This is a genomic window from Streptomyces sp. NPDC002265, from assembly GCF_040296125.1.
Classification (GTDB): Bacteria; Actinomycetota; Actinomycetes; order Streptomycetales; family Streptomycetaceae; genus Streptomyces.
In genome coordinates this window covers 1-25,934 of the sequence record NZ_JBEOWS010000038.1, presented here as the reverse complement: position 1 = coordinate 25,934, position 25,934 = coordinate 1, and the positions used below count along the sequence as shown (strand labels likewise).

Sequence of the window (25,934 nt, the reverse complement as noted above, 5' to 3'; positions counted from 1 at the left end):
CAAGGGTGTACACGGGGAGCACTCGGCGGAGCACGGCAGGTCACCCAGGGTGTCGACCGGGCCCGTGGAAATTATTTACAGGTAAAACACCTGCTAACCTTGTCGGTATGAGCAGTGCGACCCCCACCCCCGCCACCCCACGCCCCCGGCGCCTCCCGCTGGCCGGTGTGCTGCGCCTCGGCCGGCCCTCCGAGATCTGGTTCAAGCCCGCCCTCAGCGCGGTCGCCGCGGTCGCCCCGCCCAACCTCGCCCTGCTGGCGCTCGGCCGCCTCGACCTGGCCATGTACACGATGGCCGGGTCCCTGTGCGCGCTGTACGCCCACAACCGTCCGTACGCGGCCCGCGGCCGTGTCCTGGCCCTGGTGGTGCTCGGCATGACCGGCGGCCTCGCCGTCTCGCTGCTCGCCGCCTCGCTGACCGCGAACGCCGTCGTCCTCGTCACCGTCGGCGCGCTGCTGGCCGCCGTACAGAAGGTGCTGTGCGACGCGAGCCGGGTCGGACCGCCCGGCAACGTGGTCCTCACCTTCATCAGCTCCGCCTCCCTCTTCGCCCCGCAGTCCCTCGGCCAGGTCCCCGGCCACCTTGCCCTGGCCCTGGCGGCGGGCGCCTGGGCCTGGATCGTCGGCATGGCTCCCGGGCTCGTACGACCGCACGGCCCGGAGCGACGGGCCACCGCCCAGGCCCTCGAAGCCGCGGCCGCGTACGCCGTCGCGGCCGGCGCCGCGGCGCGGACAGGCGCGACCGGCGGTACGACCGAAGGTGCGGGCGCGGACACGGACACGGGCGCGGCGGCGGCCGCGGGTGCCGGTCTGTCGCGGGCCCGGGCCGCGACGGCCGCCGCCGTGCACGCCGCCTGGCAGACCCTGCTCGCCGCCGGTGCCCGCTCCGGGTCCCGGCGCGCGCTCGAACGGCTCGTGGTCCGCGCCGAGGTCGCGCTCGCCGCTCCCGGCGACACGGATCCCGAGCGGCTGCGTGCCTGGGCGCGCGCCCTGCGCGGACGCGGCCCCGTACCGCAGGTCGGCGAGCCGGCCGCCACCGCCGACGAACTCCTCGGCGTCGAAGCCGAACTCAGGGCCGGAAACCGGCCGTTGTGGACCAGGCTCGGCCCGCTCACCCCCCTCGCCGTCCGTACCGCCGTCGGCTGCGCCCTCGCCGGATACGCCTCCCTCGCCCTCGGGGTCGGCCGCCCCTACTGGGCCCTGGTCACCGCGGCCTCCCTCTACCAAGCCAACCTCACCCTCACCTGGAGCCGGGGCGTCCAGCGCGTGGTCGGCAACCTCGTCGGGGTGCTCGTCTTCGCCGCGCTCGTCCCGCTGGCCCACCTCCACCAGGCGGCGCTCGTGCTGTGCTGCCTCGTCCTGAACTTCGGCGCGGAGGCGCTGATCAGCCGGAACTACTGGCTCGGCAGCATCTGCGTCACCCCGATGGCGCTGCTCATCACCGAATTCGCCCGGACGCAGGACGCGGGCGAGCTGATCACCGAACGGGTCCTGGACACCCTGATCGGTGCGCTGGTCGGTCTCGTCGCCGCGATCGCCGTCACCAACCGGCGTTCGGGCGACCGCCTCGAACAGGCGCTGGCCGCCTCGGAGCTCGCCCGGGAGCGCGCCGCCCGGCTGTCGGCCGAGCCGCGCGTCGCCCCCGGCGCACTGGAGTCCGCCCGGCGTGTACTGGCCGGTGCCCTGGTCGACCTGCGGGCCACCGCGGACGCGGCCGCCGGTGAGTGGTGGCAGCGCGCACTCCCCATGGAGCGGGTCGTGCTCGCCGAGCAGAGCGGACACCGTACGCTCGCGGCTACGGTACGGCGCCAGGGACTGCTCCTGGACCGGCGCACGAGCGGCAGAGCGGAGGACGTACGGTCATGACGCCGACGCAGGGTGGACCGACGGAAGGGGCCGGCGCGGCCGGGGCCGGCGGGGCACCGCGCGGGGACACGGTCGCCGCCGTGGTGGGGCAGTGGCAGGCCGTGCACCCCGAACTCGACACCGGGCCCATGGAGATCATCGGCCGGGTCAACCGCTGCGCCGCGCTGCTGCAACAGGCCGAGGACGCCCCGCTGCGCCGGGCCGGTCTCAGCCGCCCCGAGTTCGATCTGCTCGGCGCGCTGCGCCGCACGGGGCACGAGCTGACCCCCAGCGAGCTGGCCCGCGAGACCTTCTCCTCGGGCGCCGCGGTGACCAAACGCCTCAAGCAGCTCACCGAGCGCGGCCTGGTGGAGCGTCGCGGCGACACCCGGGACCGTCGCGTCGCCCACGTCCGTCTCACGGACGCCGGCCGCGATCTCGTCGACGCGATCCTGCCCGAGCAACTGGCCTACGAGTCTGCCGTGCTGGAGGTGCTGGACCCGCCGAGTCAGAGTGAACTGTCCGCGCTCCTCGCCGAGTTGCTGGGCCGACTGGAGGGCCACATGGGCGCGCTGCGGGCCTGACGGGCAGTCTGCCCGCAGCGCGCCCCCAAGCCGCCCGCAGGCGTCCCGCCTCAGCCGTTCAGGCGGGCTCGGCCGTCCGCGCGGCAGCGGATTCGACGGTTCGCGACGTGGGGCGTGCTCAGCCCTCGGCTCTCAGCCTTCGACTCTCAGCCTTCGACTCTCAGTTCTCGGCTCTCAGCCCTCGGCCCCTCCCGAGTAGACCCCGAAGACCGCGCCCTGCGGATCGCGCAGCACCGCGAGCCGTCGCCCTCCCCCCATGGTGGTGGGCTCCATGAGCACGCTGCCGTCGCCGGCCGTCGTGGTCGCCGCCGTCGCGTCCACGTCCTCCACCGCGAAGTACGGCAGCCAGTGGGGCGGCACCTCGGGCGGGAACTTGTCGTCCATCGCGATCATGCCGCCGAAGTCGGCGCCGTGGACGCCCCACTGCGTGTAGTGCTCGGAGGCGTTCACGGTCCAGCCGAACAGCGTCGTGTAGAAGGTCTCGGCGCGCTCGGGCGAACGGGTCAGCAACTCCACCCAGCCGAGCGAGCCGGGCGTGTTGAACACCCCCGCGCCCGGGAACGCCCCTGCCTGCCACAGCTGGAAGGCCGCGCCGCCCGGATCCAGGGCCACCGTGAACCGGCCCGCGTCGAACACCTCCATCGGCCCGACCAGGACCTTGCCGCCCGCCTCCGCCAGCAGCCGCGCGGCGACGTCGGCGTCCGTCACGGCGAACGACACGTTCCACGCGACGGGCTGCGACTCCTGGTACAGGGGCGAGAGGGCGGCGACGGCCGCGTCTCCCAGGCGAGCGATCGTGTAGCCGCCCGCCTCCGGCCGCGGATCCGTCTCCGGCCGCCAGCCGAACACCTGCGCGTAGAACCGCTTCGCGCCCTCCAGATCGCTGGTCCCCAGTTCGGTCCAGCAGGGCCCGCCGGGCACCGGCTTGTCGAGCTTCATGGCGTTCCTTCCGATGGGGGCCCCTTCAGCACGCTAGCCCCGCCTCCCGCCACCGGCCATCCGGCACTCGGTGCCACACTCCGGCGGCAGCGCCCTTGCCGGACCCGGCACCGCGGTGTGGCACCGGTGTGGCCGCCGGCTCTGCCGTCCAGGGCAGGCTCTAGATGCCCGGCCGGTAGCGCAGCGGATGCTCGGCCGGTACCTCCACCAGCACGATCCGGGTGCCGTCCGGGTCGGCGATCCACATCTCGACCAGTCCCCACGGCTCCGTCCGCGGCGGACGTACGATCTCGACGCCGCGGGCCTCCAGCTCGGCGTGTGCCGCGGCGACGTCCGCGACCTGGAGCCACAGCCGCAGGGGAGGGGACGCCGCGGTCTCCGCGCGCCCGGAGAGCTCCAGGAAGCCGCCACCGAGGAAGTAGACGGTGCCGCGTTCCGGACCGGTGCCGAACTCGCGGTAGACGGCCAGGCCCAGCCGCTCGCCGTAGAAGGCGCGCGAGGCGTCGGGGTCGGTGGGGCACAGGAGGGTCCGGCTGCTCAGTACATGCACCATGCAGCCGGAGCCTACCGGCGAGCTACCCTCGTCCCTGCCGAGCCGCGCCACAGATCGGAGAGACCCGCCCATGGACACCGTCGCCACCACCGGACCGACCTTCCGCGACGCCACCGCAGCCGACGTCGACGCGCTGGTCGAGCTCGTGCAGTCCGCGTACCGGGGGGACGCCAGCCGGGCCGGCTGGACCACCGAGGCGGACATCCTCGAAGGTCAGCGGACCGACCCGGAGGGCGTGCTGGCGGTCATCACGTCGCCCGACAGCCGGTTGCTGACGGCGGAGCGCGACGGCGAGCTGCTGGCCTGCTGCCAGATCGAGCACCGCGGCGCCCACGCCTACTTCGGCATGTTCGCGGTCAGCCCCACCCTGCAGGGCGGCGGCCTCGGCAAGACCGTCATCGCGGAGGCGGAGCGGCTGGCCCGCGAGACCTGGGGTGTCGCGGAGATGCACATGACCGTCATCTCGGTGCGCGACGACCTGATCGCCTGGTACGAGCGCCGCGGCTACCGCCGTACGGGCCGGATGACCCCGTTCCCGTACGGCGACGAGCGTTTCGGCATCCCGCAGCGCGACGACCTGGAGTTCGAGCTGCTGGTCAAGGAGCTGGCGGCGTAGCCCGTCCCGTGCGGGCGAGGCGGCCGGCTGTCGTGCGGCGCGCCCGACCGCGCCGCACCGCACCGCCGTCCCCGGCCGCTCCTGCCGTCAGGCGGTGAAGCGGCCGGTGCGCTTGATGTCCGGGTAGTCGGTGGTCGCGCCGTCCAGCTGGAGGGCGCGCACCAGCCGTAGGTGGTCCTGGGTGTTCACCACCCAGCCGATGATCCTCAGGTCCGCCTCCCGGGCCCGCTCCACGATCTCCAGGGTGAGGCGGCGGATGTTGAGGCAGACCGTCGAGGCCCCGGCGTCGACGGCCCGCCGGACGATGTCGACGCCGTACCGGCTGGCGACGAGCGCGGTGCGGACGCCGGGCACCAGCCGGGCGATCTCCGTGATCGCCTCGTCGTGGAACGAGGACACCTCCACGCGCCCCAGCAGATCGAGCCGGGTCATGACCTCGGCCAGCGCCCGGGCGGCCGCCACGTCCTTGATCTCGGCCTGGAGCGGTGTGCGCACCGCGTCCAGCACCTCCTCGAAGACCGGGATCCGCTCACCGCGGCCCGCGTCCAGGCCGCGCAGTTCCCCGAGGGTCATCTCGGCGATCGGGCCGCAACCGTCGGTCGTGCGGTCCACGTCGGCGTCGTGCATGACGACGAGGGCGCCGTCCTTGCTCAGGTGCAGATCGAGTTCGATGACGTCCAGCCCCGCCTGCTGGGCTGCGACGAAGGAACGAAGGGTGTTCTCGGGCTCGACACCCATGACCCCGCGATGACCGATGGTAAGGAAGTTCAAGGTTCAACTCGCTTCCGTCGACGGCGGCTCGGCGCACGCGCGGAGCAGAGGCGGACGGAGCGGACGGCACTGTCCACGCGGCAGAGCCGCAGCCTAGTGGCCAGGCCCCGCGATGGACCCGCTCGTACGCAGGGCATTGGTGTGGCGTCCGGGTCGGAGCCGGTCCGTGGCGCCGGGGCGGCCCCCGCGGTGGGCGAGTCGCCGGTGGATCGGGCTCCGCGGGGTGGCCGGATCCGGTTCCCGGTGCCGGGTGTGCGCCGTGTCCGAGCGGGTAGCGGAAGCGTGGGCCGTTCCGGTGTCGCACAGGAAAAAGTGCGGTGACATGCGGAGTACGCAGAATAATTTCCCGAGGATCCACTTGCTGGAGGGAACCTCGTATGTATACGGTCTCCTTACGTGATGTTCTCCCGTGGAGGATGGGAAATGCCGGAAATTCTTGTGCAGGTGGGTTCGGAGGAGCGGGTTCCTCCCGTGAGCAGGGTGGTCGAGCACCCGGCGTGGCCCGTGCTCAAGGATGCCGTGGAGCAGATCCGGCCATGGCAGTCGAAGGACGGTTCGATCGACTTCGACGCCGAGGGCGCGCCCGGCAAGGACGAGGCCGAACTCGCCGTCGGGCGTGTCGCCGACGCCGTCGAGGAACTCTCGCCGCTGCTCCCGCACGACGTCGCGTACCACGAGGCCCTCGTCAAGGACCTGCGCCGCTGGGCCGACGGCGGCTTCGCGGTGCCGGACTTCCTCGACTCGCTGCTGGCCTTCCAGCCCGCCGCGCGGCGCGAGGACGGCCTCCAGCACCTGGTCGTCTTCCCGATGTACACCCAGAACGGCAACCCCGACCGCAACCTCGAGGCCGTCGTCCTGCGGATGGTCTGGCCGGACTGGCTGGCCGAGCTGGAGCGCACCCGCTACGACAACCCGCTGTTCTGCGGGATCACCTTCGAGGACTTCACGGCCGGCTACGACACCAACTCCGCCGTGCTCTTCCCGGAGACCATCGCCGTCCGCGAGGCGCCGGAACGATTCACCTGGGGTGGCATCTTCTGCGACCGCGAGGCGGCCCGCTTCCGTCGCGTCACCGACGCCGCCGTCGAGGTCCTGGGCCTGGAGCTGCCCGAGGACATCGCCGCCATGGTCCACGACCAGAAGCGCTGCGAAGAGGCCTTCGTCCTGTGGGACATGGTCCACGACCGCACCCACAGCCACGGCGACCTGCCGTTCGACCCGTTCATGATCAAGCAGCGCCAGCCGTTCTGGATGTACGGCCTGGAGGAGCTGCGCTGCGACCTCACCGCCTTCAAGGAGGCCGTGAAGCTGGAGGCCGACGGCGTCCCGCAGGCCCGGGACGTGCAGTACGCGGTGCTGTTCGACCGGATGTTCCGCTTCCCGGTCACCGGCGACCGGGTGCGCAACTACGACGGTCTGGGCGGCCAGCTGCTGTTCGCCTACCTCCACAAGCACGACGTCGTGCGCTGGACCGACAACAAGCTGCACATCGACTGGCAGCGCGCCCCGCAGGTCACCAACCAGCTGTGCGCCGACATCGAGCAGCTGTACCGCGACGGGATCGACCGCCCCAAGCTGGTGCACTGGTTCGCCGGGTACGAGCTGGTCTCCGGATACCTCGCCCCGCACCCGGGCTCCACGTGGGCCAAGGGTCCGGACGCCCTGGACCTGACGCAGCCGCCGCGCCGACTCGTGGACGACGTGCTTCCGGACGAGTTTCCGCTGAGCATGTTCTATGAGGCCCTGTCCAAGAAGCTCAAGAACGTGATCGCCTCAACCCGGGGCATTACGGCGGACGGCGCCGAGCGGGTCGCCGCGTGAGCGAGCGCGGCACCGAGAACACTGCTCAGGAGGCGAAGAACATGGTGGGGAACGGTGCTCTCAGTGGTGCTGTGATCGCGGTGGCCGGCGCGGGCGGACCCGCCGGACGTGCGGCGCTGCTCCGGCTGGCCGAGGCGGGCGCCACCGTCGTCGGGGCGGACAACGACCCCGAGCGGCTCTCCGAGGCCGTGGACACGGCCCGCTACGCGTCCGGTGGCGCCACCGTCACCGGGGACACGGTGGACCTGCTCGACCTGCAGTCCACCCGCGACTGGGCCGCCCACATCGAGAAGGACTTCGGCCGTATCGACGGCCTCGTCCACCTCGTCGGCGGCTGGCGCGGCAGCGAGACCTTCACCAAGACCATCCTCGACGACTGGGACTTCCTGGAGTTGCTGCTCGTCAAGACCGTGCAGCACACCTCCCTCGCCTTCCACGAGGCGCTCCAGCGCAGCGACCGCGGTCGGTACGTCCTGATCAGCGCGGCCGGAGCGAGCAACCCGACCGCGGGCAATGCCGCGTACTCCGCCGCCAAGGCCGCCGCCGAGGCGTGGACGCTGGCCATGGCCGACTACTTCCGCAAGGCGGGGCTCTCCGAGGGCGCCGAGGGTGCCACGTCCGCGGCTGCCATCCTTGTCGTGAAGGCGCTGGTGCACGACGCGATGCGCGCCGAGCGACCCAACGCGAAGTTCGCGGGCTTCACGGACGTCAAGGACCTGGCCGAGGCCATCGTCGACGTCTGGAACCGGCCCGCCGCAGAAGTGAACGGAAACCGTCTGTGGCTCACCGAGAAGCCGTGAACCCTCCGAAGACCGACGCGCGCCGCCACCACGATCCGCAGATCCGCGGATTCGCCAGCGACAACTACGCCGGCGCCCACCCGGAGGTGATGGCCGCCCTGGCCCTGGCCAACGGCGGCCACCAGGTCGCGTACGGCGAGGACGACTACACGGAGAACCTCCAGCGGATCATCCGCAGCCACTTCGGGCCCACGGCGGAGGCGTTCCCCGTCTTCAACGGCACCGGCGCGAACGTCGTCGCACTCCAGGCGGTCACCGACCGGTGGGGCGCGGTGATCTGTGCCGAGAGCGCCCACATCAACGTCGACGAGGGCGGCGCCCCGGAGCGGATGGGCGGCCTCAAGCTGCTCACCGTGCCGACGCCGGACGGCAAGCTCACGCCCGAGCTGATCGACCGGCAGGCGTACGGCTGGGACGACGAGCACCGGGCGATGCCCCAGGTCGTCTCGATCACCCAGAGCACCGAGCTGGGCACCCTCTACACGCCGGACGAGATCCGCGCGATCTGCGACCACGCCCACGCGCACGGCATGAAGGTGCACCTGGACGGCTCCCGGATAGCCAACGCGGCCGCGTCGCTCGACATGCCCATGCGCGCGTTCACCAACGCGGTCGGCGTCGACATCCTCTCCCTGGGCGGCACGAAGAACGGTGCCCTGTTCGGGGAGGCGGTCGTCGTCATCAACCAGGACGCCGTCCGCAGCATGAAGCACCTGCGCAAGCTGTCCATGCAGCTCGCCTCCAAGATGCGCTTCGTGTCGGTGCAGCTGGAGGCCCTGCTCGCCAAGGACCTGTGGCTGCGCAACGCCCGCCACGCCAACGAGATGGCCACGCGGCTGGCCGAGGGCGTCCGTGCCGTGCACGGGGTGGAGATCCTCTACCCGGTGCAGGCCAACGGTGTCTTCGCGCGGCTGCCGCACGACGTGAGCGAGCGCCTCCAGAAGCGCTTCCGTTTCTACTTCTGGGACGAGGCGGCCGGCGACGTGCGCTGGATGTGCGCGTTCGACACGACCGAGGAGGACGTGGACGCGTTCGTCGCGGCGCTCAAGGAGGAGATGGCGCACTGACGACGCGTGCAGCGATGTGCGCGGTGATGTGCGCGGTGACGCCCGCAGTGATGCATAGATATGCGGTCACCTGAAAAGTCATTGACTCTCGGGTGATCGCATTTCTATGCTCTGCGCTCATGGAGCTGATCCAGAACACCCCAGATCTGTCCGCTTACCTGGCGGCTGACGAGGTCGTCGACCACCACCATCCGCGTGTGCGGGAGACAGCCGCCCGGCTCGCCGAGGGGGCGGTCGACTCGTATGCCTATGCGCGAGCGGCGTACGAGTTCGTGCGCGACACCATTCCGCACTCCCAGGACTCCGGCGATCCGCGCGTCACCTGGCGCGCCTCCGACGTCCTGGAGAAGCGCACCGGGATCTGCTACGCCAAGGCCCATGCGCTGGCCGCACTGCTGCGCGCCGAGGACATCCCCACCGGGTTCGCCTACCAGCGGCTGGCGGACGACGACGGCGGCCATGTCGTGCACGGACTGGTCGCCGTGCGGTTCCACGGCTCCTGGCACCGGCAGGACCCGCGCGGCAACAAGCCGGGCGTGGACGCCCGGTTCTCCCTCGACGGCGAGCGGCTGGCCTTCGTCGCCGATCCGCAGTCCAATGAGTTGGACTATCCGGTCCTGTACTCTGAACCTCACCCGGCCGCGCTCGGTGCGCTCATGGCAGCCTCCGACCGGCCGCACCTCTGGAAGACGCTTCCCACCGCACTCTGAGGCAGGCGATGACCCTCTCCCTGATCGTGTCCGACGACGTGCGCACCCTCGCACCCGGGTTCACCTGTGTCGCCGTCGAGGCGCACGGCCTTGTCAACGGGCCCGGCACGGACGCCAGTGCGGCGGTCCTCGACGACGCGGCCCGCCGGCTCGCGGCCCGGCTGGACGGCCGCGCTCCGCACGAGGACCCGCACATGGCGGCCTGGCGGGAGGTGTACACGGCGTTCGGCTCGAAGCCGTCGCGTACCCGCAACTCGGCCGAGGCGCTGGCCAGGCGGGCGCTGACGGACGCGGGTCTGCCGCGCGTCAATCTGTTCGTCGACCTGTACAACGCAGTCAGCGTCGCCCACCTCATCCCCGTCGGGGGAGAGGACATGGACCGGATCCAGGGCGGTATGAGCCTGGTGCGCGCCGCCGGTGACGAGGACTTCGCGACCGTCTCGGGCGGCGAGGAGAGCGTGGAGCACCCCGACGCCGGCGAAGTGGTGTGGCGTGACGAGGCGGGGGTGACGTGCCGTCGCTGGAACTGGCGCCAGGGCCCGCGCACCCGGCTCACCGAGACCACCACCTCGGGCATCTTCCTGCTGGAGGGGATGGCCCCGATGCCGCTGTCCGACGTCGAGGCGGCGGCGACCGAACTCGCCGAACTGCTGGAGAAGTTCAGCCCCGGCGCCCGCATCACGCTCCGGCACGTGGGCTGACGGACGGGCGGACGGGCTGGCGTACGGGCTGACGTACGGGCGGGTGAGCGCCTTGCTGCCCGCCGGCGTCGGCGCTCCGGCCGGTGGCGGCGGTCCGGCCCGGCCGGCCGGGACCGGCGGTCCGAGCGCGTGTCACCCCGGCGGTCCGGCCGACCGGCCGTACCGGCACGTTGCGCCCGGACCGGCCGGGCGCGCGGCGGCGTCAGCGCGCCTCGGCGGCCCGCACCTCTTCGGGAGTGGGCGCCGTGCCGCCGAGGTGGGCCGGCATCCACCAGGTGTCGTCCGCACCCTTGGGGCGTACGGGATAGGCGCGCTGCGCGGCCTCCAGCAACTCCTGGACACGCTCGCGCAGTCGGCGGGTGATGGCGCCCGCGTACTGGTCGCGGGGGGCCTCCACCGGCTCGCCGACACGGATGGTGATCGGGGTGTGGCTGCGCTTGAAGTTGCGCTGGTGCCCCTTGGTCCACAGCCGCTGCGTACCCCAGACCGCCATCGGGACCAGCGGGACGCCCGCCTCCTGGGCCAGCCGTGCGGCACCCGACTTGAAGCTCTTCAGCGTGAAAGACTGTGAGATGGTGGCCTCCGGGAAGACCCCCACGATCTCACCGGACTTCAGCGACTCCAGGGCATGCGCGTACGCCGCGTCGCCCTGTTCGCGGTCCACGGGAATGTGCTTCATGCCGCGCATCAGCGGACCGGACACCTTGTGCCGGAAGACGGACTCCTTCGCCATGAAACGAACGAGACGTTTCTGCGGCAGAGCGGCCAGACCGTCGAAGATGAAGTCCAGATAGCTGATGTGATTGCTCACCAGTACGGCGCCGCCCGAACGTGGGATGTTCTCCGACCCCTTGCAGTCGATCTTGAGGTCCCACACCTTGAACAGCGTGCGCGCGAGACCGACGACGGGGCGGTAGACCAGTTCAGCCATGGACGGGGTGGGCCCTTCCTTACTCTGCCTGGGAAGGGATCTCCCAGCCGGAAACTTACGCAGCCGTAGGTTTACGGCATCCCGCAGATCGTGCCCGAATAACGGCCGGGGAGCCAGTCCTGGTGCCCGGGTGCGGCGAGATCCTCGTCACGTCGGCCCCATGATCCACCTGCGCTTTTAACCCGCCTTTACTTCACGCGCACCGTGACGCGCCGGGTGAGCAGGTACAACTCGTGGCCCAGGCAGTACCCGAACGCGCCATCCGGGAAGGCGGCGTGAACGCGGCGCCCGGTCGCCGCGAGCCCGACACCCGCGCGAACTCGGCGTGTCGCGGACCCGGGAATCTTTGCGCTCCCCCGGACGCTGGTGGAGTTGACGCCCGGACGTGTGCCGCGTGGGGCGGTGCCCGCGAGGGCGGGTGTCCAAGGGTGCCGCGTCGGCGGCGGAGCGGGGGAGTGCGGGTGCGCGGGCAGGGTGACGGACAGCGGCTCGGGGCCGACCGGTTGGGCGGGGAACTCGGCGAACGGGCCACGCTCGTACAGTTCTCCAGCGCCTTCTGCGCCCCCTGCCGGGCCACCCGGCGGATCCTCGGCGAGGTGGCCGCGCTGGTCCCGGGCGTGGCCCACGTCGACATCGACGCGGAGGCCCGGCTCGACCTCGTACGCGAACTCGGCGTCCTCAAGACCCCGACCGTGCTCGTCCTGGACGCGGACGGGCGGATCGTGCGGCGTGCCGCGGGCCAGCCGCGCAAGGCGGACGTCATCGCGGCACTGGGGGAAGCCGTCTGACGGCCCCGGACCCGGCGCAGGGGGCGCACGGTGGGACACGGTGAGACATCTCCCACATGCCGGTACGCACTTGACTGTGCGTGGCACCTATCGTCAGCCTGACCGTATGCCTAGGGAACTCCTTCTCTTCGGGCGGGTGCACATCGACCTCGCCCGCACCGCGAGCGCGTGCTGTCCGGACTGTTGAGCAGTCACGGCCCCACGCCCACGCCCCTGCCGCAGAAGGACAACTCCATGACGGCCACGCCCGACCTCGCAGCCTCCCGCCTCGCCTCGCCCGACCTGCTGGGTTCCGTCTTCCGGCGGCACGCGGCGGGAGTCGCCGTGATCACCGCCCGTGGCGCGGCGGGGCCGGTCGGCTTCACCGCCACCTCGCTCACCTCCGTGTCGGCCGAGCCCCCGCTGCTCTCCTTCGGGATCAGCACCGGCTCCTCCAGCTGGCCGGCCGTCTCCACGGCCACCCATGTGGGCGTGCACATACTCGGCGAGCACCAGCGGGAGCTGGCCGGCACCTTCGCGCGCAGCGGCGCCGACCGGTTCGGCGCGCCGACCGCCTGGCGCGAGGGTCCCGAGGGCGTCCCCCTGCTCGACGACGTCTCCGCCTGGCTGGTGTGCCGCGTCGTCACCCGGGTGCCCGCGGGCGACCATCGCATCGTGCTGGCCGAGGTCACCGTCGGCGATCCCACGGGCCCCGGACGTCCGCTCGTCTACCACCAGGGCCGGTTCAACGCACTGCGTGACTGATCACAGCACCCTGCCCCTGCGAAGTCGTCGACTTCCGATTACGCTGCGTTGCGAAGGTCACAGTTCAAAGCGCTTGCTTAGCGGGAACGAACTGGGTGTACTGACGAGTAATATTTCGTTCGGAGCGCGGGCCGCCCCGACCGGGATCGGCCGCTTGGGGCGCCTATGCTGCCTGCAAGTAGGCAGCCGAAATAGAGACGATGCAGTAGGAGAGCCGGCGTGAGCTTGAGGATCGTTGTCACTGTGAAGTACGTGCCCGACGCCACTGGCGACCGGCACTTCGCCGATGACCTGACCGTGGACCGGGACGACGTGGACGGTCTGCTCTCCGAGCTCGACGAGTACGCGGTCGAGCAGGCGCTGCAGATCTCCGAGAACTCGGACGACGACGTGGAGATCACCGTTCTGACGGTGGGCCCCGAGGACGCCAAGGACGCGCTGCGCAAGGCGCTGTCGATGGGTGCCGACAAGGCCATCCACGTCGAGGACGACGACCTGCACGGCACGGACGTCATCGGCACCTCCCTGGTGCTGGCCAAGGCCATCGAGAAGGCCGGCTTCGACCTGGTGATCTCCGGCATGGCCTCCACCGACGGCACCGCGGGCGTGGTCCCGGCGCTGCTGGCCGAGCGTCTGGGCGTCCCGCAGGTCACCCTGCTGTCCGAGGTGTCGGTCGAGGACGGCACGGTCAAGGGCCGCCGCGACGGCGACGCCGCGTCCGAGCAGCTGGAGGCCTCCCTGCCGGCCGTCGTGTCGGTCACCGACCAGTCGGGCGAGGCGCGTTACCCGTCCTTCAAGGGCATCATGGCCGCCAAGAAGAAGCCGGTTCAGTCCTGGGACCTGTCCGACCTGGACATCGAGGCGGACGAGGTCGGCCTCGAGGGCGCCTGGACGGCCGTCGACTCCGCGGCCGCGCGCCCGGCGCGCACCGCGGGCACCATCGTCAAGGACGAGGGCGAGGGCGGCAAGCAGCTCGCCGAGTTCCTCGCGGGCCAGAAGTTCATCTAAGGCCCCGCAGCAGCTGACCGCCCCTCAATTCATCCCCGCAGGAGAGCAATCCCATGGCTGAAGTCCTCGTCTACGTCGACCACGTGGACGGTGCCGTCCGCAAGCCCACCCTGGAGCTGCTGACGCTCGCCCGCCGGATCGGCGAGCCCGTCGCCGTCGCGCTCGGCGCCGGCGCCGAGAACACCGCCGCCACGCTCGCCGAGCACGGCGCGGTGAAGGTCCTCACGCACGACGCCGCCGAGTACGCCGACTACCTCGTCGTACCGAAGGTGGAGGCCCTCCAGGCCGCCGTCGAGGCCGTCTCCCCGGCCGCCGTGCTGGTGTCGTCCTCCGCCGAGGGCAAGGAGATCGCCGCCCGTCTGGCGCTGCGCATCGGTTCCGGCATCATCACCGACGCCGTCGACCTGGAGGCCGGCGACGAGGGCCCGGTGGCCACCCAGTCGGTGTTCGCCGCTTCCTTCACCACCAAGACCCGTGTCTCCAAGGGCACCCCGGTCATCACGGTCAAGCCGAACTCGGCCGCCGTGGAGGCCGCCCCGGCCGCCGGTGCGGTCGAGGCGCTGTCCGTGTCCTTCTCCGAGAAGGCGACCGGCACCAAGGTCACCGGCCGTACGCCGCGTGAGTCGACGGGCCGCCCGGAGCTGACCGAGGCCGCGATCGTGGTCTCCGGCGGCCGTGGTGTCAACGGTGCCGAGAACTTCGCGATCATCGAGGCGCTCGCCGACTCGCTCGGTGCCGCCGTCGGCGCCTCGCGCGCCGCGGTGGACGCGGGCTGGTACCCGCACACCAACCAGGTCGGCCAGACCGGCAAGTCGGTCTCGCCGCAGCTGTACATCGCCTCCGGCATCTCCGGCGCGATCCAGCACCGCGCCGGCATGCAGACCTCGAAGACCATCGTGGCCATCAACAAGGACCCCGAGGCCCCGATCTTCGACCTGGTCGACTACGGCGTCGTCGGCGACCTCTTCGACGTCGTCCCGCAGCTCACCGACGAGGTCAAGACCCGCAAGGGCTGATCCGCGCCAGGCTGTCCGAGGCCCCCGTGACCACACCGGTCACGGGGGCCTCGCCCGTTCCGGACCCGGCTGGTGCCAAACCCGGCTCGTGCCGAGGCAACTCGTTCCGGAGGCGGCCCATCACGGGCTCGACTCGTGCCGGGTGCGGCTCAGCCCAGGTTCAGCGAGGCCAGCACCGGCAGATGGTCGCTCGGCCACTGGCCCCGCACCCAGAACGTGTCGGCCGACTCCCGATGCACCGTCACACCCGGTGTCGCCAGGATCCAGTCGATGCGCTCGCCGTCCGGCGTCAGTGACCCGAAGGCGTGGAACGTCCCGTAGGCGGGCCCGCGCTGCCGCGCCGTGTCCCAGGTGTCCAGGAGCCCGGCGCCCAGCAGGGTGTCGTAGACCGGGCCGCCGTGGGCCGCGGCGTTGAAGTCGCCGGTGACCAGGACCGGGAGCTTGTCGCCGAGGGCGGTGACCCGCTCGGCGATGAGGGCGGCGGCACGCTCGCGCGCGTACTCGCTGCGGTGGTCGAGGTGGGTGTTGAGGACGTGGAACTGCCGCCCCGCATCGAGCAGATCGCGGAAGCGGACCCGGGTGACCAGCCGGGGGAAGGCGGCCCCCCAGGTGTTGGAGCCGGGCACGTCGGGGGTGTCGGAGAGACGGAAGGTGGTGTGCTCGACGGGCGCGAGCCTACGGGTGTCGTAGAAGACGGCCACCGACTCCTCGCGGCCGCCGCCGGGGGTGCCGAGCCAGGCGTAGTGCGGCCCGAGGTCGGCCTCGATGTCGCTCAGCTGGGGAAGCCGTCCCTCCTGGGTGCCGATGACGTGCGGGACCGCGCGGCGCAGCAGCGCGCGCATCACGGGCCGGCGGTCCGCCCAGCTGTTGGGCTCGTGGCTGCCGGCGACCCGCAGGTTGAACGTCATGACCCGCAACGGGGGGACGGTTCGCGCCTTCACGCGCGCGGGGCCCGCGTCCTTGGCCTCGTCCCGGTTCCCGGTCGGGCCCGCGTCGCGCGCCCCGGAGGTCCCTACGGTGCCGAGCAGGGGTACGGCGGCCACGGTGGCCGCGACGGCCACCAGGGTCCGCAGCCCCGCCCGACGTGTGGGCCCTGGGGTGATCGCCATGTGTGTCCCCTCCCCTCGGGAGCCAGGATGAAGGGGAAGAGGCCTGGAGGGAAGAGGGCGCCGGAGCGCGGTGAACCAGGAGGGACAGGGGCGTGGACAGGGTGTTGACCCGCGGAAAGTCCGCTGGATAAGTTCGCCCGACAAGTTCATTCAACGGATTGTTGATTCCGTACTGCGGAAACCGGAGGGTGCGCGATGAGCCGGGACGAGAAGGTGACGACGAGCCTCGCGGGCGCGGTCGGCGAGGAGATCGGCGCCTTCCTCGCGCCGGTCGACGCCGCACTGGAGCGGGACTACCCGGGCGACCCGGGCACCCGCCAGCCCGTCCACACCGTCTATGTGCCCGGGGACGTCTTCGAGGCCGGCACCGTCCGCTCCTGGGGGGACCGGGCGCTGGCCGCCCTCGACGAACACGCGCCCGACGCGGCCTCCTTCGCCGCGGTCCTCGGCCTGGACGACGCACTCGCCGAGCCCGTGTACGCGCGCGTGCGGACCAAGCTGGAGCGCGAGCCGGTGGAGGACCTGCGCGTCGACTTCGAGGACGGCTACGGTCCCCGTCCGGACGCCGAGGAGGACGAGGCGGCCGCCCGCGCGGCCCGTCTGATCGCGCGGGCGTACGAGGACGGCACGGCCGCCCCGTACATGGGCATCCGGATGAAGTGCCTGGAAGCCGCCGTGCGCGACCGCGGCATCCGCACCCTCGACGTCTTCCTCAGCGGCCTGGCGGAAGCCGGAGAGCTGCCCGGCGGGCTCGTGCTGACCCTGCCCAAGGTCACCTACCCCGAGCAGGTCACCGCCATGGTGCGGCTCCTGGAGGCGTTCGAGAAGGCGCGCGGTCTCGGGCCCGGCCGGATCGGCTTCGAGATCCAGATCGAGACCAGCCAGGCCGTCCTCGCCGCCGACGGCACCGCCACCGTCGCCCGCCTGATCCGGGCCGCCGCGGGCCGCGCCACGGGCCTGCACTACGGCACCTTCGACTACAGCGCCTGCCTCGGTGTGTCCGCCGCCCACCAGGCGAGCGACCATCCGGCCGCCGACCACGCCAAGGCGGTCATGCAGGTCGCGGCCGCGGGCACCGGCGTACGCCTCTCGGACGGCTCCACCAACGTGCTGCCGGTCGGCCCGGCCGAACAGGTCCACGACGCCTGGCGCCTGCACTACGGCCTCACCCGGCGCGCCCTGGCCCGTGCCTACTACCAGGGCTGGGACATGCACCCCGGCCACCTCCCCACCCGGTACGCGGCCGTCTTCGCCTTCTACCGGGAGAGCTTCGAGCGCACTGCGGCCCGGCTCGCCCGCTACGTCCACCGCGCCGGCGGCGACGTCATGGACGAGCCCGCGACCGCCAAGGCCCTGAGCGGACATCTGCTGCGCGGCCTCGACTGCGGCGCGCTGGACCTGGCGGAGGTCACCGGCGCGACCGGCCTGACCCGGGCCGAGCTGGACGGTTTCGCGGCGCCGCGGCGGGGCGGCGCGGCGGTCTGACGGCTGCCGCCGGGTGGCGGCACCGGTCCTGGCCTCCGCGGTCCCGCCCAGGGGCCGCTCCGGTCGCCCTGGGCTCCGTCGTCCGGGTCCCGTCGTCCGGGTCCCGTCGTCCGGGTCTCGTCGTCCCGGTCCTGTTGTCCGGGTCCCGTCGTCCGGGTCGCGGCCCGGTCAGTCCGCCGGGGGCAGTTCGCCCGAGCCGCGAGTGATCAGACGCGTCGGCAGCTCGATGCGCTCCGGGACGATCAGCGAGCCGTCCAGCTGGCCGAACAGACGCTCGGCGGCGGTGCGGCCGAGCACCGACGCGTCCTGGGCGACGACCGTGAGACCCGGGTGCAGCAGATCGGCGAGCTCGATGTCGTCGAAGCCGACGAGAGCCACCCGGCGGGTCTGCTCGGCGAGAACCCGGATCACCGTGACGCTCACCCGGTTGTTGCCCGCGAAGACCGCCGTGACGGGGGAGGGCCCGCGGAGCATGTCCTCCGCCGCCCTGCGCACCCGCAGCGGATCGGTGACGCCCAGGGACGTCCAGGAGTCCTGCACGGGTATCCCGGCGTCCTCCATGGCCGCCAGATAGCCGCGCAGCCGCTCGGCGGCCGTGTGGATACGGGGCATGTCGCCGATGAAGCCGATCCGGCGGTGTCCGTGGGCGATCAGGTGGGCGACGCCGTCGCGGGCGCCGCCGAAGTTGTCGGACAGGACGACGTCGGCGTCCGTCTTCCCGGCCGGCCGGTCCACGAAGACCGTGGCGACGCCCGCCCTGATCTCCTGCTCCAGATAGCGGTGGTCGTCACCCGCGGGAATGATGACGAGCCCGTCCACCCGGCGGGCGCACAGCGCCAGCACCAGCTCCTGCTCGCGTTCAGGGTCCTCGGCGCTGGAGCCGTTGATCAGCAGGGCGCCGTGCGCGCGGGCCACCTCCTCGACCGAGCGGCTGAGCGGTCCGTAGAACGGGTCGGCCAGGTCCTCCAGCACCAGGCCTATGCTCGCGGTGCGGCCCTTGCGCAGCACCCGTGCGCTGTCGTTGCGCCGGAAGCCGAGGGAGTCGATCGCCTCCTGGACCCGGCGCTCGGTCTCCGGAGTGACCCCCTGCTCGCCGTTGACGACGCGGGAGACCGTCTTCAGTCCTACCCCGGCGCGTGCGGCCACGTCCTTCATGGTCGGACGGTTGCCGTAACGGCTCTCGGATCGGCGGGGCGTGTCGGGCACGGTACGTCCTGTCCTGTCGGCCACGGGGGGTGTGCATCGCTCCACGGGCATGTATGAGGATGTGGCGTCGAGCATAGGGCCTGGACAACGTTGTCAGATGCGGGAGAGACTGTCCACCGCAATCTCGGCCCACGTCCCCCAACGCTGGACCGGCCAGCCTTTTCTCATGGTTGACGGGGAGATCCGACACTGATGCACACCCACCTCGTGGCCGCGCTCGACATCGGCGGCACCAAGATCGCCGGAGCGCTGGTCGACGGCCACGGCACGATCCTGGTGCGGGCGCAGCGCCCGACGCCCGCGCGGGAGGACGGCGACACCGTGATGCGGGCCGTCGAGGAGGTCCTCGGCGAACTCGGCGCGTCGCCGCTGTGGGAGCGTACCCGCGCCGTCGGCATCGGCAGCGCGGGTCCGGTGGACGCGGGCGCGGGCACGGTGAGCCCGGTGAACGTGCCCGGCTGGCGCGACTTCCCGCTCGTCGAACGGGTCCGGGCGACGACCGGGGGCCTGCCCGTCGAGCTGATCGGCGACGGGGTGGCGATCACCGCGGCCGAGCACTGGCAGGGCGCGGCCCGCGGCCACGCCAACGCGCTGTGCATGGTCGTCTCCACCGGCGTCGGCGGCGGTCTGGTCCTCAACGGCCAGCTCCACCCCGGCCCCACCGGCAACGCGGGCCACATCGGTCACATCAGCGTGGATCTGGACGGCGACCTGTGCCCGTGCGGCGCGCGCGGGTGCGTGGAGCGCATCGCGAGCGGCCCCAACATCGCCCGCCGGGCCCTGGAGAACGGCTGGCGCCCCGGCCCGGACGGCGACACCTCCGCCGCCGCGGTGGCCGCCGCCGCGCGGGCCGGGGACCCGGTCGCCGTGGCCTCCTTCGAACGGGCGGCGCAGGCCCTGGCGGCCGGGATCGCGGCCACCGCGACGCTCGTGGAGATCGACATCGCCGTCGTCGGCGGGGGAGTGGGCAAGGCGGGGGAGGTGCTCTTCGCGCCGCTGCGCAAGGCCCTCGGCGACTACGCGACCCTGTCCTTCGTGCAGCGCCTGACCGTGGCACCGGCCCAGATGGGCACGGACGCCGGCCTGGTGGGAGCGGCCGCGGCCGCACTCGCGGGGGCGGCGGGCACGGCGACCGCCGGGGTCTGACGGACCCACGGCGACCGCCGGGGCGGACGTCGCGGGGCCGTCGGGTGCGTTCGTCCGGACAAGGGCGTGACCCCGCGCCCCCCTGCGGAGTTGAGCCGGGCATGAAGAAGCGCAGCATGCTTGCCATCGCCTCCCTCGCCACCGGGTTCGTGGTCGCCGCGATCACCCCGTCCCACAGCGCGGCCGCCGAGGATCTGACCGACCTGAACGTACGGGACACCGTCGGCACCCTCGACCACGTCGTGGCCGGTGAGAGCGTCGACCTCGGCGAGAACCCCCTGGGGCACGGCGGCTGACGGCCGCGGCGCGCGGCCGGCGCCGGTTCCCCAGGACCGGTCTCCCGCGGCAACCTGTGCCGGAGCCCCGCACCGGGGCTCCGGGCCCGCGTCCGGGCACCCTCAACGGGAGCTGGTTTCCGTGGCAGGGTGGAGCGGGCAAGCCACAGGGGGCCAACGGAAGAGGGGGAACCGTGATCGTCTGGATCAACGGTGCGTTCGGCGCGGGGAAGAGCGCGACCGCGCGGGAACTGATCGAACTGATCCCGAACAGCACACTCTTCGACCCCGAAGTCATCGGGGCGGCACTCACACATCTGCTGCCGGCCAAACACCTCGCCGAGGTCGGCGACTTCCAGGACCTGCCGATCTGGCGGAGACTCGTGATCGACACCGCGGCCGCGATGCTCGCCGAGCTCGGCGGCACCCTGGTGGTCCCCATGACCCTGCTGCGACAGGAGTACCGCGACGAGATCTTCGGCGGTCTCGCCGCCCGGCGGCTCGCGGTGCGCCATGTCCTGCTCGCCCCGGCTGAAACGATCCTGCGCGAGCGCATAGCCGACCGCGAACTTCCACCGGACCTGCCCGACGGCGAGATACGGGTACGCCAGTGGTCGTACGACCACATCGAGCCCTACCGCGCCGCGCTCGCCGGCTGGCTCACCGCCGACGCGCACCTCGTCGACACCAGTGCCCTCACCCCGTACGAGACGGCCGTCCGTATCGCCGAGGCCGTCGGCAGCGGGGCCGTGGCCACCTGCGCCATCGTGCAGACACCCGAACCGACGGCCGAGACGACCGCCGCGGGCGTGCTGCTCTTCGACGACCAGGACCGAGTGCTCCTGGTCGACCCGACCTACAAGGCCGGCTGGGAGTTCCCCGGCGGCGTCGTCGAACCCGGCGAGGCCCCGGCCCAGGCGGGGGTACGCGAAGTGGCGGAGGAGACCGGGGTACACCTCGACGAGATGCCCCGCCTCCTCGTCGTCGACTGGGAACGGCCCGTACCGCCCGGCTACGGCGGCCTGCGGCTGCTCTTCGACGGCGGCCGGCTCGCCCCGGACCGCGCCGCCGGGCTGCTGCTGCCCGGCCCCGAACTGCGCGCCTGGCGCTTCGTCACCGAACAGGAGGCCGCCGACCTGCTCCCGCCCGTCCGCTACGAGCGGCTGCGCTGGGCCCTGCGCGCGAAGGAACGCGGCGCGGCCCTGTATCTGGAGGCGGGTACACCGGTCGGCGGCTGACGTACGGGCCGGCACGGCGGCCGGTGACCGACGCACGGCCTGGAGCGGCCGATGACCGGGGACCGGTGTGCGGCCCGGTACGGCGGTCGGCGTGCCGTCCCGCCCGCAGATGTGACGGTGGGCCCCTGTGATTCGCCCCAAGGCGAGGGGCCCACCGGTGTGGACCGGGTGGCTCAGCCGGCCGCGTAGTTGAGCAGGAACAGCGCCTCGGCCACCGACAGCCGCTCCAGCTCGTCGGGGGACACGCTCTCGTCCGCCGCGTGGATCTGCGCCTCCGGCTCGCTCAGACCGATGAGCAGGATCTCCGCGTCCGGGTAGAGGGAGGCGAGGGTGTTGCACAGCGGGATGGAGCCGCCCTGGCCGGCGTACTGCATCTGCTGACCCGGGTACGCCACCGCCATCGCCTCGGCCATCGCCGTGTACGCCGGGCTGGACGTCTCGGCGCTGAACGCCTGGCCCTGGCCGACCTGCTCCGTACGCACCCGCGCGCCCCACGGCGTGCGCGCCTCCAGGTGGGCCTGGAGCAGCTTGGTCGCCTCGGCCGCGTCGACGCCCGGCGGCACCCGCAGGCTCACCTTGGCCCGCGCGCTCGCCTGCACGGACGGGGTCGCGCCGACGACCGGCGGGCAGTCGATGCCCAGCACCGTGACGGCCGGACGGGCCCAGATGCGGTCGGCGACCGTGCCGGAGCCGATCAGTCCGACGCCGTCGAGCACCTTGGCGTCCTTGCGGAACTGCTCCTCGTCGTACTGGAGTCCGTCCCACGGGGACGTCGGGGCGAGCCCGTCGATCGTCGTCGAACCGTCCTCGGCGCGCAGCGAGTCCAGTACGCGGATCAGCGCGCCCAGCGCATCGGGCGCGGCGCCGCCGAACTGGCCCGAGTGCAGGTTGCCCTCGAGCGTCTCGACCTGCACGTTGAGCATCGTCATGCCGCGCAGGGTGGTGGTGACGGTCGGCAGGCCGACGCGGAAGTTGCCCGCGTCGCCGATGACGATCGTGTCGGCGGCCAGGAGGTCCGGGTGCTGCTCGGCGTACCGCTCCAGGCCGCCCGTGCCCATCTCCTCCGAGCCCTCGGCGATCACCTTGACGTGCACCGGGACACCGCCGTTCGCCTTCAGCGCACGCAGGGCGAGCAGGTGCATGATCACGCCGCCCTTGCAGTCGGCGGCGCCGCGGCCGTACCAACGGCCGTTGCGCTCGGTCAGTTCGAACGGCGGGGTGGACCAGGCGGCCTCGTCCAGCGGCGGCTGCACGTCGTAGTGGGCGTACAGCAGGACGGTCCTGGCGCCCTCAGGGCCGGGCAGGTAGCCGTAGACCGACTGCGTACCGTCGGGGGTGTCGAGCAGTTCCACGTCCGTGAAGCCCTCGGCGCGCAGGGCGTCGGCGATCCAGTTCGCGGCGCCCTCGCTCTCGCTCTTGGGGAACTGGTCGAAGTCCGCCACCGACTTGAAAGCCACCAGTTCGGTGAGCTCGGCCTTCGCCCTGGGCATCAGCGAGGCGACGGTCTCGGCGACCGGATTCGACGACATGGGCACGCTCCTCGTGGGTGCGACGTTGTACGTGTGAGTACGGATGATCGTGTCAGCGTATGCGCACCTGGGGTGCAGGGCGCAAACGCCTCCGATACTCCCACAGCGGTCCGGGGCCACGGCCGCCGTAGGATGCGGGGGACAGGTGCGGCAGCGGCTTGATCGGGAGCAGTAGACCATCGTGAGCAGCGAGAACTCCGAGAACTCTTCGGCGGACGACGTGCGGCAGGTGTGGGACGTCGTCGTGGTGGGCGCGGGACCCGCGGGGGCCTCGGCCGCCTACGCGGCGGCGGTCGCGGGGCGGCGCGTCCTGTTGCTGGAGAAAGCGGAGCTGCCCCGCTACAAAACGTGCGGCGGCGGCATCATCGGACCGTCGCGGGACAGCCTGCCGCCCGGCTTCGAACTGCCGTTGCAGGACCGGGTGCACGCGGTCACGTTCTCGAACAACGGCCGGTTCACCCGGACCCGGCGCTCCAAGCGGATGCTGTTCGGGCTGATCAACCGGCCCGAGTTCGACCAGCAGCTGGTCGAGCACGCCCAGAAGGCGGGCGCCGAGCTGCGGACCGGCGTCACCGTGCAGCGGGTCGAGCAGCACGGTTCGGCCGTACCGGACCGGCGCACGGTCGCCGTCGTCCTCCAGGGCGGCGAGACGGTGCTCGCGCGGGCGGTGGTCGGCGCGGACGGCAGCGCCAGCCGCATAGGGGCGCATGTCGGAGTCAAGCTCGACCAGGTGGACCTCGGCCTGGAGGCGGAGATCCCGGTGCCGGACACGGTCGCCGAGGACTGGCGGGGGCGGGTCCTCATCGACTGGGGACCGATGCCCGGCAGCTACGGCTGGGTGTTCCCCAAGGGCGACACGCTGACGGTCGGTGTGATCTCGGCCCGTGGCGAAGGCGCCGCGACCAAGCGCTATCTGGAGGACTTCATCGCCCGGCTCGGCCTCGCGGGCTTCGAACCGAGCATCTCCTCGGGGCATCTGACCCGCTGCCGGGCCGACGACTCGCCGCTGTCGCGCGGTCGGGTCCTGGTGTGCGGGGACGCGGCCGGGCTGCTGGAGCCGTGGACGCGCGAGGGCATCTCGTTCGCGCTGCGCTCCGGACGGCTCGCGGGCGAATGGGCGGTCCGCATCGCCGAGGCGCACGACGGCGTGGACACCCGCAGGCAGGCCCTGAACTACGCCTTCGCGATCAAGGCCGGGCTGGGTGTGGAGATGAGCGTCGGCAAGCGGATGCTGGCGGTGTTCGAGCGGCGGCCCGGCGTCTTCCACGCGGCTCTCACGGGATTCCGGCCCGCCTGGCGGGCGTTCGCGGACATCACCCGGGGCGCGACGACCCTGGGTGAGCTCATGCGCGGCCACCCCCTCGCCCAGCGCGCCCTGACCGCGCTGGACCGCCGGCCCACGGCGGACGCGGCGAGTGGCGCGGCCGACGCCGACGGTGTGGCTGATACGGGCAACAAGCGTGGTGCGCGCGGTGCGAGCGCCGGGGGCGGCGCCGCTGTCGCGGACGGCGAGGGCGCCGAGGCGCGCGAGGCGGACGAGGTCCGCGAGGCGGACGAGACCGGCTCCTGATGCTCGTTCAGCTCTTGAGGCTGATGAGGAAGACCGGGTGGTCCGGAGCGATCCGGCGCAGTTCGGCGTCGGGGGAGTCGGGCCCGACGCCCTTGAAGAAGACGCCTACCTCGGCCTTCCAGCGCTTGAGGTAGGCGCGCAGCAGCGGGACCTTGTCGTCGTCGGCGACCTCGGTCGCGGTGAACTCGTCGACGTTCTTGCCCAGGCGCAGTTCACCGCCGCCGGCCGCCCGCATGTTGTGCGTCCACTGGACGTGACCGCGAGGGGCGAGCAGGTACTGACGGCCGTCCACCGTCAGGAGGTTCACGGGGGTGGTCCGCCACTCGCCGCTCTTGCGGCCGCGGACCGCCAGTACCCGAGAGCCCCAGACGCTGATGCCGCGGCGGGTGATCCAGGCGACGGCACGGTTGAAGACGTTGATGGTGAACCAGCCGGGCTTCATGGCGTGCGTGGACATGGCTACTTCCTCCTGGAAGCTCTCGGGGAGCGCATTGCGTGAGCACTGCTCTCGCTTGATAGGCAGTCTGCCGGAGATCGGTGTTCCATAGCAAGAGCACTGCTCTCGTTTTTTTGCGGCGCTCTCATTTCATGGCGGTGCTCTTGCTTCGTTGCAGTGCTCTCGGTTGTGTGCACTGCTCCCAAAACGTGGGACACTCGCTCGTATGAGCAACCCCCCACACGGCACCGGAGACAGCACCGGACACGGCACGGGACACGGCCCTGGAGGCGGTGCCCCGGGCGGAGCGACCCGTGGCGCCCGCGCCCGCGCCAGGGTCGAAGTCACCGCGGCAATCAAGGACGAGGCGCGCAGACAGCTCGCGGCGGACGGCGCCGCGAAGCTCTCGCTGCGGGCCGTGGCGCGCGAGCTGGGGATGGTCTCGTCCGCGCTGTACCGCTACTTCCCCAGCCGTGACGACCTGCTCACCGCCCTCATCATCGACGCCTACAACTCCCTGGGCGAGAGCGCGGAGGCCGCGGAGGCCGCGGTCGCCGAGGCCGGTCCGCTGCGCAGATGGACCGCGGTGTGCGAGGCCGCGCGCGCCTGGGCGCTCGCCCACCCGCACGAGTACGCGCTGATCTACGGGTCGCCCGTGCCGGGATACTCCGCGCCGCAGACGACCGTTCCGGCCGCCGCGCGGGTCGGCCTCCTCCTCATCGGCATCGTGCGGGACGCGCACCGGGGACTCGGGGTGGCCAAGCCGCCGCTGCCGGCCGAACTGCGCGCCGAGGCCGAGCGGATGACCGCCGACCTCGCCCCCGATCTGCCGCCGGAGGTGGTCACGGCACTCGTCGCGGCCTGGGCGCAGCTCTACGGGCTGATCGGCTTCGAGCTGTTCGGGCAGTTCAACCGGGTCGTGGAGGATCGGGAGCCGTTCTTCCGGCTCGCGGTGGCCCGGCTCGCCCACGGCGTGGGGCTGGTGTACCCGCAGCAGGGCCGGACCGACTGAGCGGCCCGGCCGGGCTCGCCCCAAACGAACTGGTT

At 72.2% G+C, this 25,934-nt stretch carries 26 protein-coding genes and 1 pseudogene; 18 read left to right on the top strand and 9 right to left on the bottom strand.

All coding sequences use genetic code 11. The annotated features are described in order from the left end of the window. Positions 1 to 107 precede the first annotated feature (107 nt). Both ABT085_RS09940 and ABT085_RS09935 read left to right on the top strand, forming a co-directional pair. On the top strand, positions 108 to 1,865 hold the full coding sequence (locus ABT085_RS09940; protein ID WP_351604144.1) for an FUSC family protein: 1,758 nt from the start codon (positions 108 to 110) through the stop codon (positions 1,863 to 1,865). Then, the gene (locus ABT085_RS09935; protein ID WP_351604142.1) at positions 1,862 to 2,428 is read left to right on the top strand and encodes a MarR family winged helix-turn-helix transcriptional regulator; all 567 of its coding nucleotides are present in this window, start codon (positions 1,862 to 1,864) and stop codon (positions 2,426 to 2,428) included. Before ABT085_RS09940 ends, ABT085_RS09935 begins: the two co-directional genes overlap by 4 nt. A gap of 174 nt (positions 2,429 to 2,602) precedes the next feature. Here ABT085_RS09935 and ABT085_RS09930 read toward each other — a convergent pair whose 3' ends face one another. Both ABT085_RS09930 and ABT085_RS09925 read right to left on the bottom strand, forming a co-directional pair. Beyond that, positions 2,603 to 3,367: a VOC family protein gene (locus ABT085_RS09930; RefSeq protein WP_351604140.1), complete on the bottom strand. Its 765-nt coding sequence runs from the start codon at positions 3,365 to 3,367 to the stop codon at positions 2,603 to 2,605. 160 nt (positions 3,368 to 3,527) lie between these two features. Next, the gene (locus ABT085_RS09925) at positions 3,528 to 3,920 is read right to left on the bottom strand and encodes a VOC family protein (RefSeq protein WP_351604138.1); all 393 of its coding nucleotides are present in this window, start codon (positions 3,918 to 3,920) and stop codon (positions 3,528 to 3,530) included. 70 nt (positions 3,921 to 3,990) lie between these two features. On the opposite strand from ABT085_RS09925, the gene ABT085_RS09920 reads away from it, so the two are divergent. After that, the gene (locus ABT085_RS09920; RefSeq protein WP_351604136.1) at positions 3,991 to 4,536 is read left to right on the top strand and encodes a GNAT family N-acetyltransferase; all 546 of its coding nucleotides are present in this window, start codon (positions 3,991 to 3,993) and stop codon (positions 4,534 to 4,536) included. A gap of 87 nt (positions 4,537 to 4,623) precedes the next feature. Here the strand turns inward: ABT085_RS09920 and ABT085_RS09915 are convergent, their stop codons facing one another. Further along, positions 4,624 to 5,307, bottom strand: a complete 684-nt coding sequence (locus ABT085_RS09915) for a glycerophosphodiester phosphodiesterase (RefSeq protein WP_351604134.1) — start codon at positions 5,305 to 5,307, stop codon at positions 4,624 to 4,626. A gap of 423 nt (positions 5,308 to 5,730) precedes the next feature. Between ABT085_RS09915 and ABT085_RS09910 the strand changes: the two genes are divergently transcribed. The 5 genes from ABT085_RS09910 (at position 5,731) to ABT085_RS09890 (ending at position 10,406) form a co-directional block, all read left to right on the top strand. Next, complete coding sequence (locus ABT085_RS09910; protein WP_351604132.1) at positions 5,731 to 7,128, top strand: DUF6421 family protein; 1,398 nt, start codon at positions 5,731 to 5,733, stop codon at positions 7,126 to 7,128. 41 nt (positions 7,129 to 7,169) lie between these two features. Next, positions 7,170 to 7,928 carry an SDR family NAD(P)-dependent oxidoreductase gene (locus ABT085_RS09905; RefSeq protein ID WP_351604192.1) on the top strand — a complete coding sequence of 253 codons (759 nt, stop codon included), beginning with the start codon at positions 7,170 to 7,172 and terminating at the stop codon, positions 7,926 to 7,928. After that, positions 7,925 to 8,995, top strand: coding sequence for a threonine aldolase family protein (locus tag ABT085_RS09900; protein WP_351604127.1), 1,071 nt, complete (start codon positions 7,925 to 7,927; stop codon positions 8,993 to 8,995). Before ABT085_RS09905 ends, ABT085_RS09900 begins: the two co-directional genes overlap by 4 nt. A gap of 119 nt (positions 8,996 to 9,114) precedes the next feature. Next, complete coding sequence (locus tag ABT085_RS09895; protein WP_351604125.1) at positions 9,115 to 9,705, top strand: transglutaminase domain-containing protein; 591 nt, start codon at positions 9,115 to 9,117, stop codon at positions 9,703 to 9,705. An 8-nt stretch (positions 9,706 to 9,713) separates the two neighbouring features. Continuing rightward, positions 9,714 to 10,406 (top strand): B3/B4 domain-containing protein, encoded by a 693-nt coding sequence (locus ABT085_RS09890; RefSeq protein ID WP_351604123.1) that lies wholly within the window; start codon positions 9,714 to 9,716, stop codon positions 10,404 to 10,406. A 202-nt stretch (positions 10,407 to 10,608) separates the two neighbouring features. Here ABT085_RS09890 and ABT085_RS09885 read toward each other — a convergent pair whose 3' ends face one another. Then, on the bottom strand, positions 10,609 to 11,337 hold the full coding sequence (locus tag ABT085_RS09885) for a lysophospholipid acyltransferase family protein (RefSeq protein ID WP_351604121.1): 729 nt from the start codon (positions 11,335 to 11,337) through the stop codon (positions 10,609 to 10,611). Between the two features lie 188 nt (positions 11,338 to 11,525). Then, positions 11,526 to 11,645 (bottom strand): annotated as a pseudogene (locus ABT085_RS09880) (DUF4395 domain-containing protein); the annotation flags it as partial. A 120-nt stretch (positions 11,646 to 11,765) separates the two neighbouring features. Between ABT085_RS09880 and ABT085_RS09875 the strand changes: the two are divergent. The 4 genes from ABT085_RS09875 to ABT085_RS09860 all read left to right on the top strand — a co-directional run bounded on the left by ABT085_RS09875 (position 11,766) and on the right by ABT085_RS09860 (position 14,893). Continuing rightward, positions 11,766 to 12,125: a TlpA family protein disulfide reductase gene (locus ABT085_RS09875; protein WP_351604119.1), complete on the top strand. Its 360-nt coding sequence runs from the start codon at positions 11,766 to 11,768 to the stop codon at positions 12,123 to 12,125. 234 nt (positions 12,126 to 12,359) lie between these two features. Continuing rightward, positions 12,360 to 12,869, top strand: coding sequence for a flavin reductase family protein (locus ABT085_RS09870; protein ID WP_351604117.1), 510 nt, complete (start codon positions 12,360 to 12,362; stop codon positions 12,867 to 12,869). Between the two features lie 219 nt (positions 12,870 to 13,088). Then, positions 13,089 to 13,877: an electron transfer flavoprotein subunit beta/FixA family protein gene (locus ABT085_RS09865; protein WP_162468893.1), complete on the top strand. Its 789-nt coding sequence runs from the start codon at positions 13,089 to 13,091 to the stop codon at positions 13,875 to 13,877. Between the two features lie 53 nt (positions 13,878 to 13,930). Then, positions 13,931 to 14,893 carry an electron transfer flavoprotein subunit alpha/FixB family protein gene (locus ABT085_RS09860; protein WP_351604115.1) on the top strand — a complete coding sequence of 321 codons (963 nt, stop codon included), beginning with the start codon at positions 13,931 to 13,933 and terminating at the stop codon, positions 14,891 to 14,893. 149 nt (positions 14,894 to 15,042) lie between these two features. Here ABT085_RS09860 and ABT085_RS09855 read toward each other — a convergent pair whose 3' ends face one another. Then, a complete protein-coding gene (locus ABT085_RS09855) occupies positions 15,043 to 16,002 on the bottom strand; it encodes an endonuclease/exonuclease/phosphatase family protein (RefSeq protein WP_351604113.1) in 960 nt (319 codons plus the stop codon). Between the two features lie 195 nt (positions 16,003 to 16,197). Between ABT085_RS09855 and ABT085_RS09850 the strand changes: the two genes are divergently transcribed. Beyond that, complete coding sequence (locus ABT085_RS09850) at positions 16,198 to 17,487, top strand: DUF6986 family protein (RefSeq protein ID WP_351604111.1); 1,290 nt, start codon at positions 16,198 to 16,200, stop codon at positions 17,485 to 17,487. A gap of 168 nt (positions 17,488 to 17,655) precedes the next feature. On the opposite strand, the gene ABT085_RS09845 is transcribed toward ABT085_RS09850, so the two are convergent. Continuing rightward, complete coding sequence (locus ABT085_RS09845; RefSeq protein ID WP_351604109.1) at positions 17,656 to 18,693, bottom strand: LacI family DNA-binding transcriptional regulator; 1,038 nt, start codon at positions 18,691 to 18,693, stop codon at positions 17,656 to 17,658. Between the two features lie 192 nt (positions 18,694 to 18,885). Here ABT085_RS09845 and ABT085_RS09840 point away from each other — a divergent pair, with 192 nt between their 5' ends. The 3 genes from ABT085_RS09840 to ABT085_RS09830 all read left to right on the top strand — a co-directional run bounded on the left by ABT085_RS09840 (position 18,886) and on the right by ABT085_RS09830 (position 21,352). Continuing rightward, the gene (locus ABT085_RS09840) at positions 18,886 to 19,839 is read left to right on the top strand and encodes an ROK family protein (protein WP_351604107.1); all 954 of its coding nucleotides are present in this window, start codon (positions 18,886 to 18,888) and stop codon (positions 19,837 to 19,839) included. Between the two features lie 101 nt (positions 19,840 to 19,940). Beyond that, on the top strand, positions 19,941 to 20,135 hold the full coding sequence (locus ABT085_RS09835) for a hypothetical protein (protein WP_351604105.1): 195 nt from the start codon (positions 19,941 to 19,943) through the stop codon (positions 20,133 to 20,135). 173 nt (positions 20,136 to 20,308) lie between these two features. Continuing rightward, on the top strand, positions 20,309 to 21,352 hold the full coding sequence (locus tag ABT085_RS09830) for an NUDIX hydrolase (protein ID WP_351604103.1): 1,044 nt from the start codon (positions 20,309 to 20,311) through the stop codon (positions 21,350 to 21,352). 173 nt (positions 21,353 to 21,525) lie between these two features. Here ABT085_RS09830 and ABT085_RS09825 read toward each other — a convergent pair whose 3' ends face one another. Then, entirely contained in the window at positions 21,526 to 22,881 is a 1,356-nt protein-coding gene (locus ABT085_RS09825) for a dipeptidase (RefSeq protein WP_351604101.1), read from the bottom strand. A 181-nt stretch (positions 22,882 to 23,062) separates the two neighbouring features. Here ABT085_RS09825 and ABT085_RS09820 point away from each other — a divergent pair, with 181 nt between their 5' ends. Next, the gene (locus ABT085_RS09820) at positions 23,063 to 24,451 is read left to right on the top strand and encodes a geranylgeranyl reductase family protein (protein ID WP_351604099.1); all 1,389 of its coding nucleotides are present in this window, start codon (positions 23,063 to 23,065) and stop codon (positions 24,449 to 24,451) included. A 7-nt stretch (positions 24,452 to 24,458) separates the two neighbouring features. Here ABT085_RS09820 and ABT085_RS09815 read toward each other — a convergent pair whose 3' ends face one another. Continuing rightward, positions 24,459 to 24,908 (bottom strand): nitroreductase family deazaflavin-dependent oxidoreductase, encoded by a 450-nt coding sequence (locus ABT085_RS09815; RefSeq protein ID WP_351604097.1) that lies wholly within the window; start codon positions 24,906 to 24,908, stop codon positions 24,459 to 24,461. Positions 24,909 to 25,113: 205 nt separating this feature from the next. Between ABT085_RS09815 and ABT085_RS09810 the strand changes: the two genes are divergently transcribed. Next, the gene (locus tag ABT085_RS09810) at positions 25,114 to 25,899 is read left to right on the top strand and encodes a TetR/AcrR family transcriptional regulator (RefSeq protein WP_351604095.1); all 786 of its coding nucleotides are present in this window, start codon (positions 25,114 to 25,116) and stop codon (positions 25,897 to 25,899) included. Positions 25,900 to 25,934 lie beyond the last annotated feature (35 nt).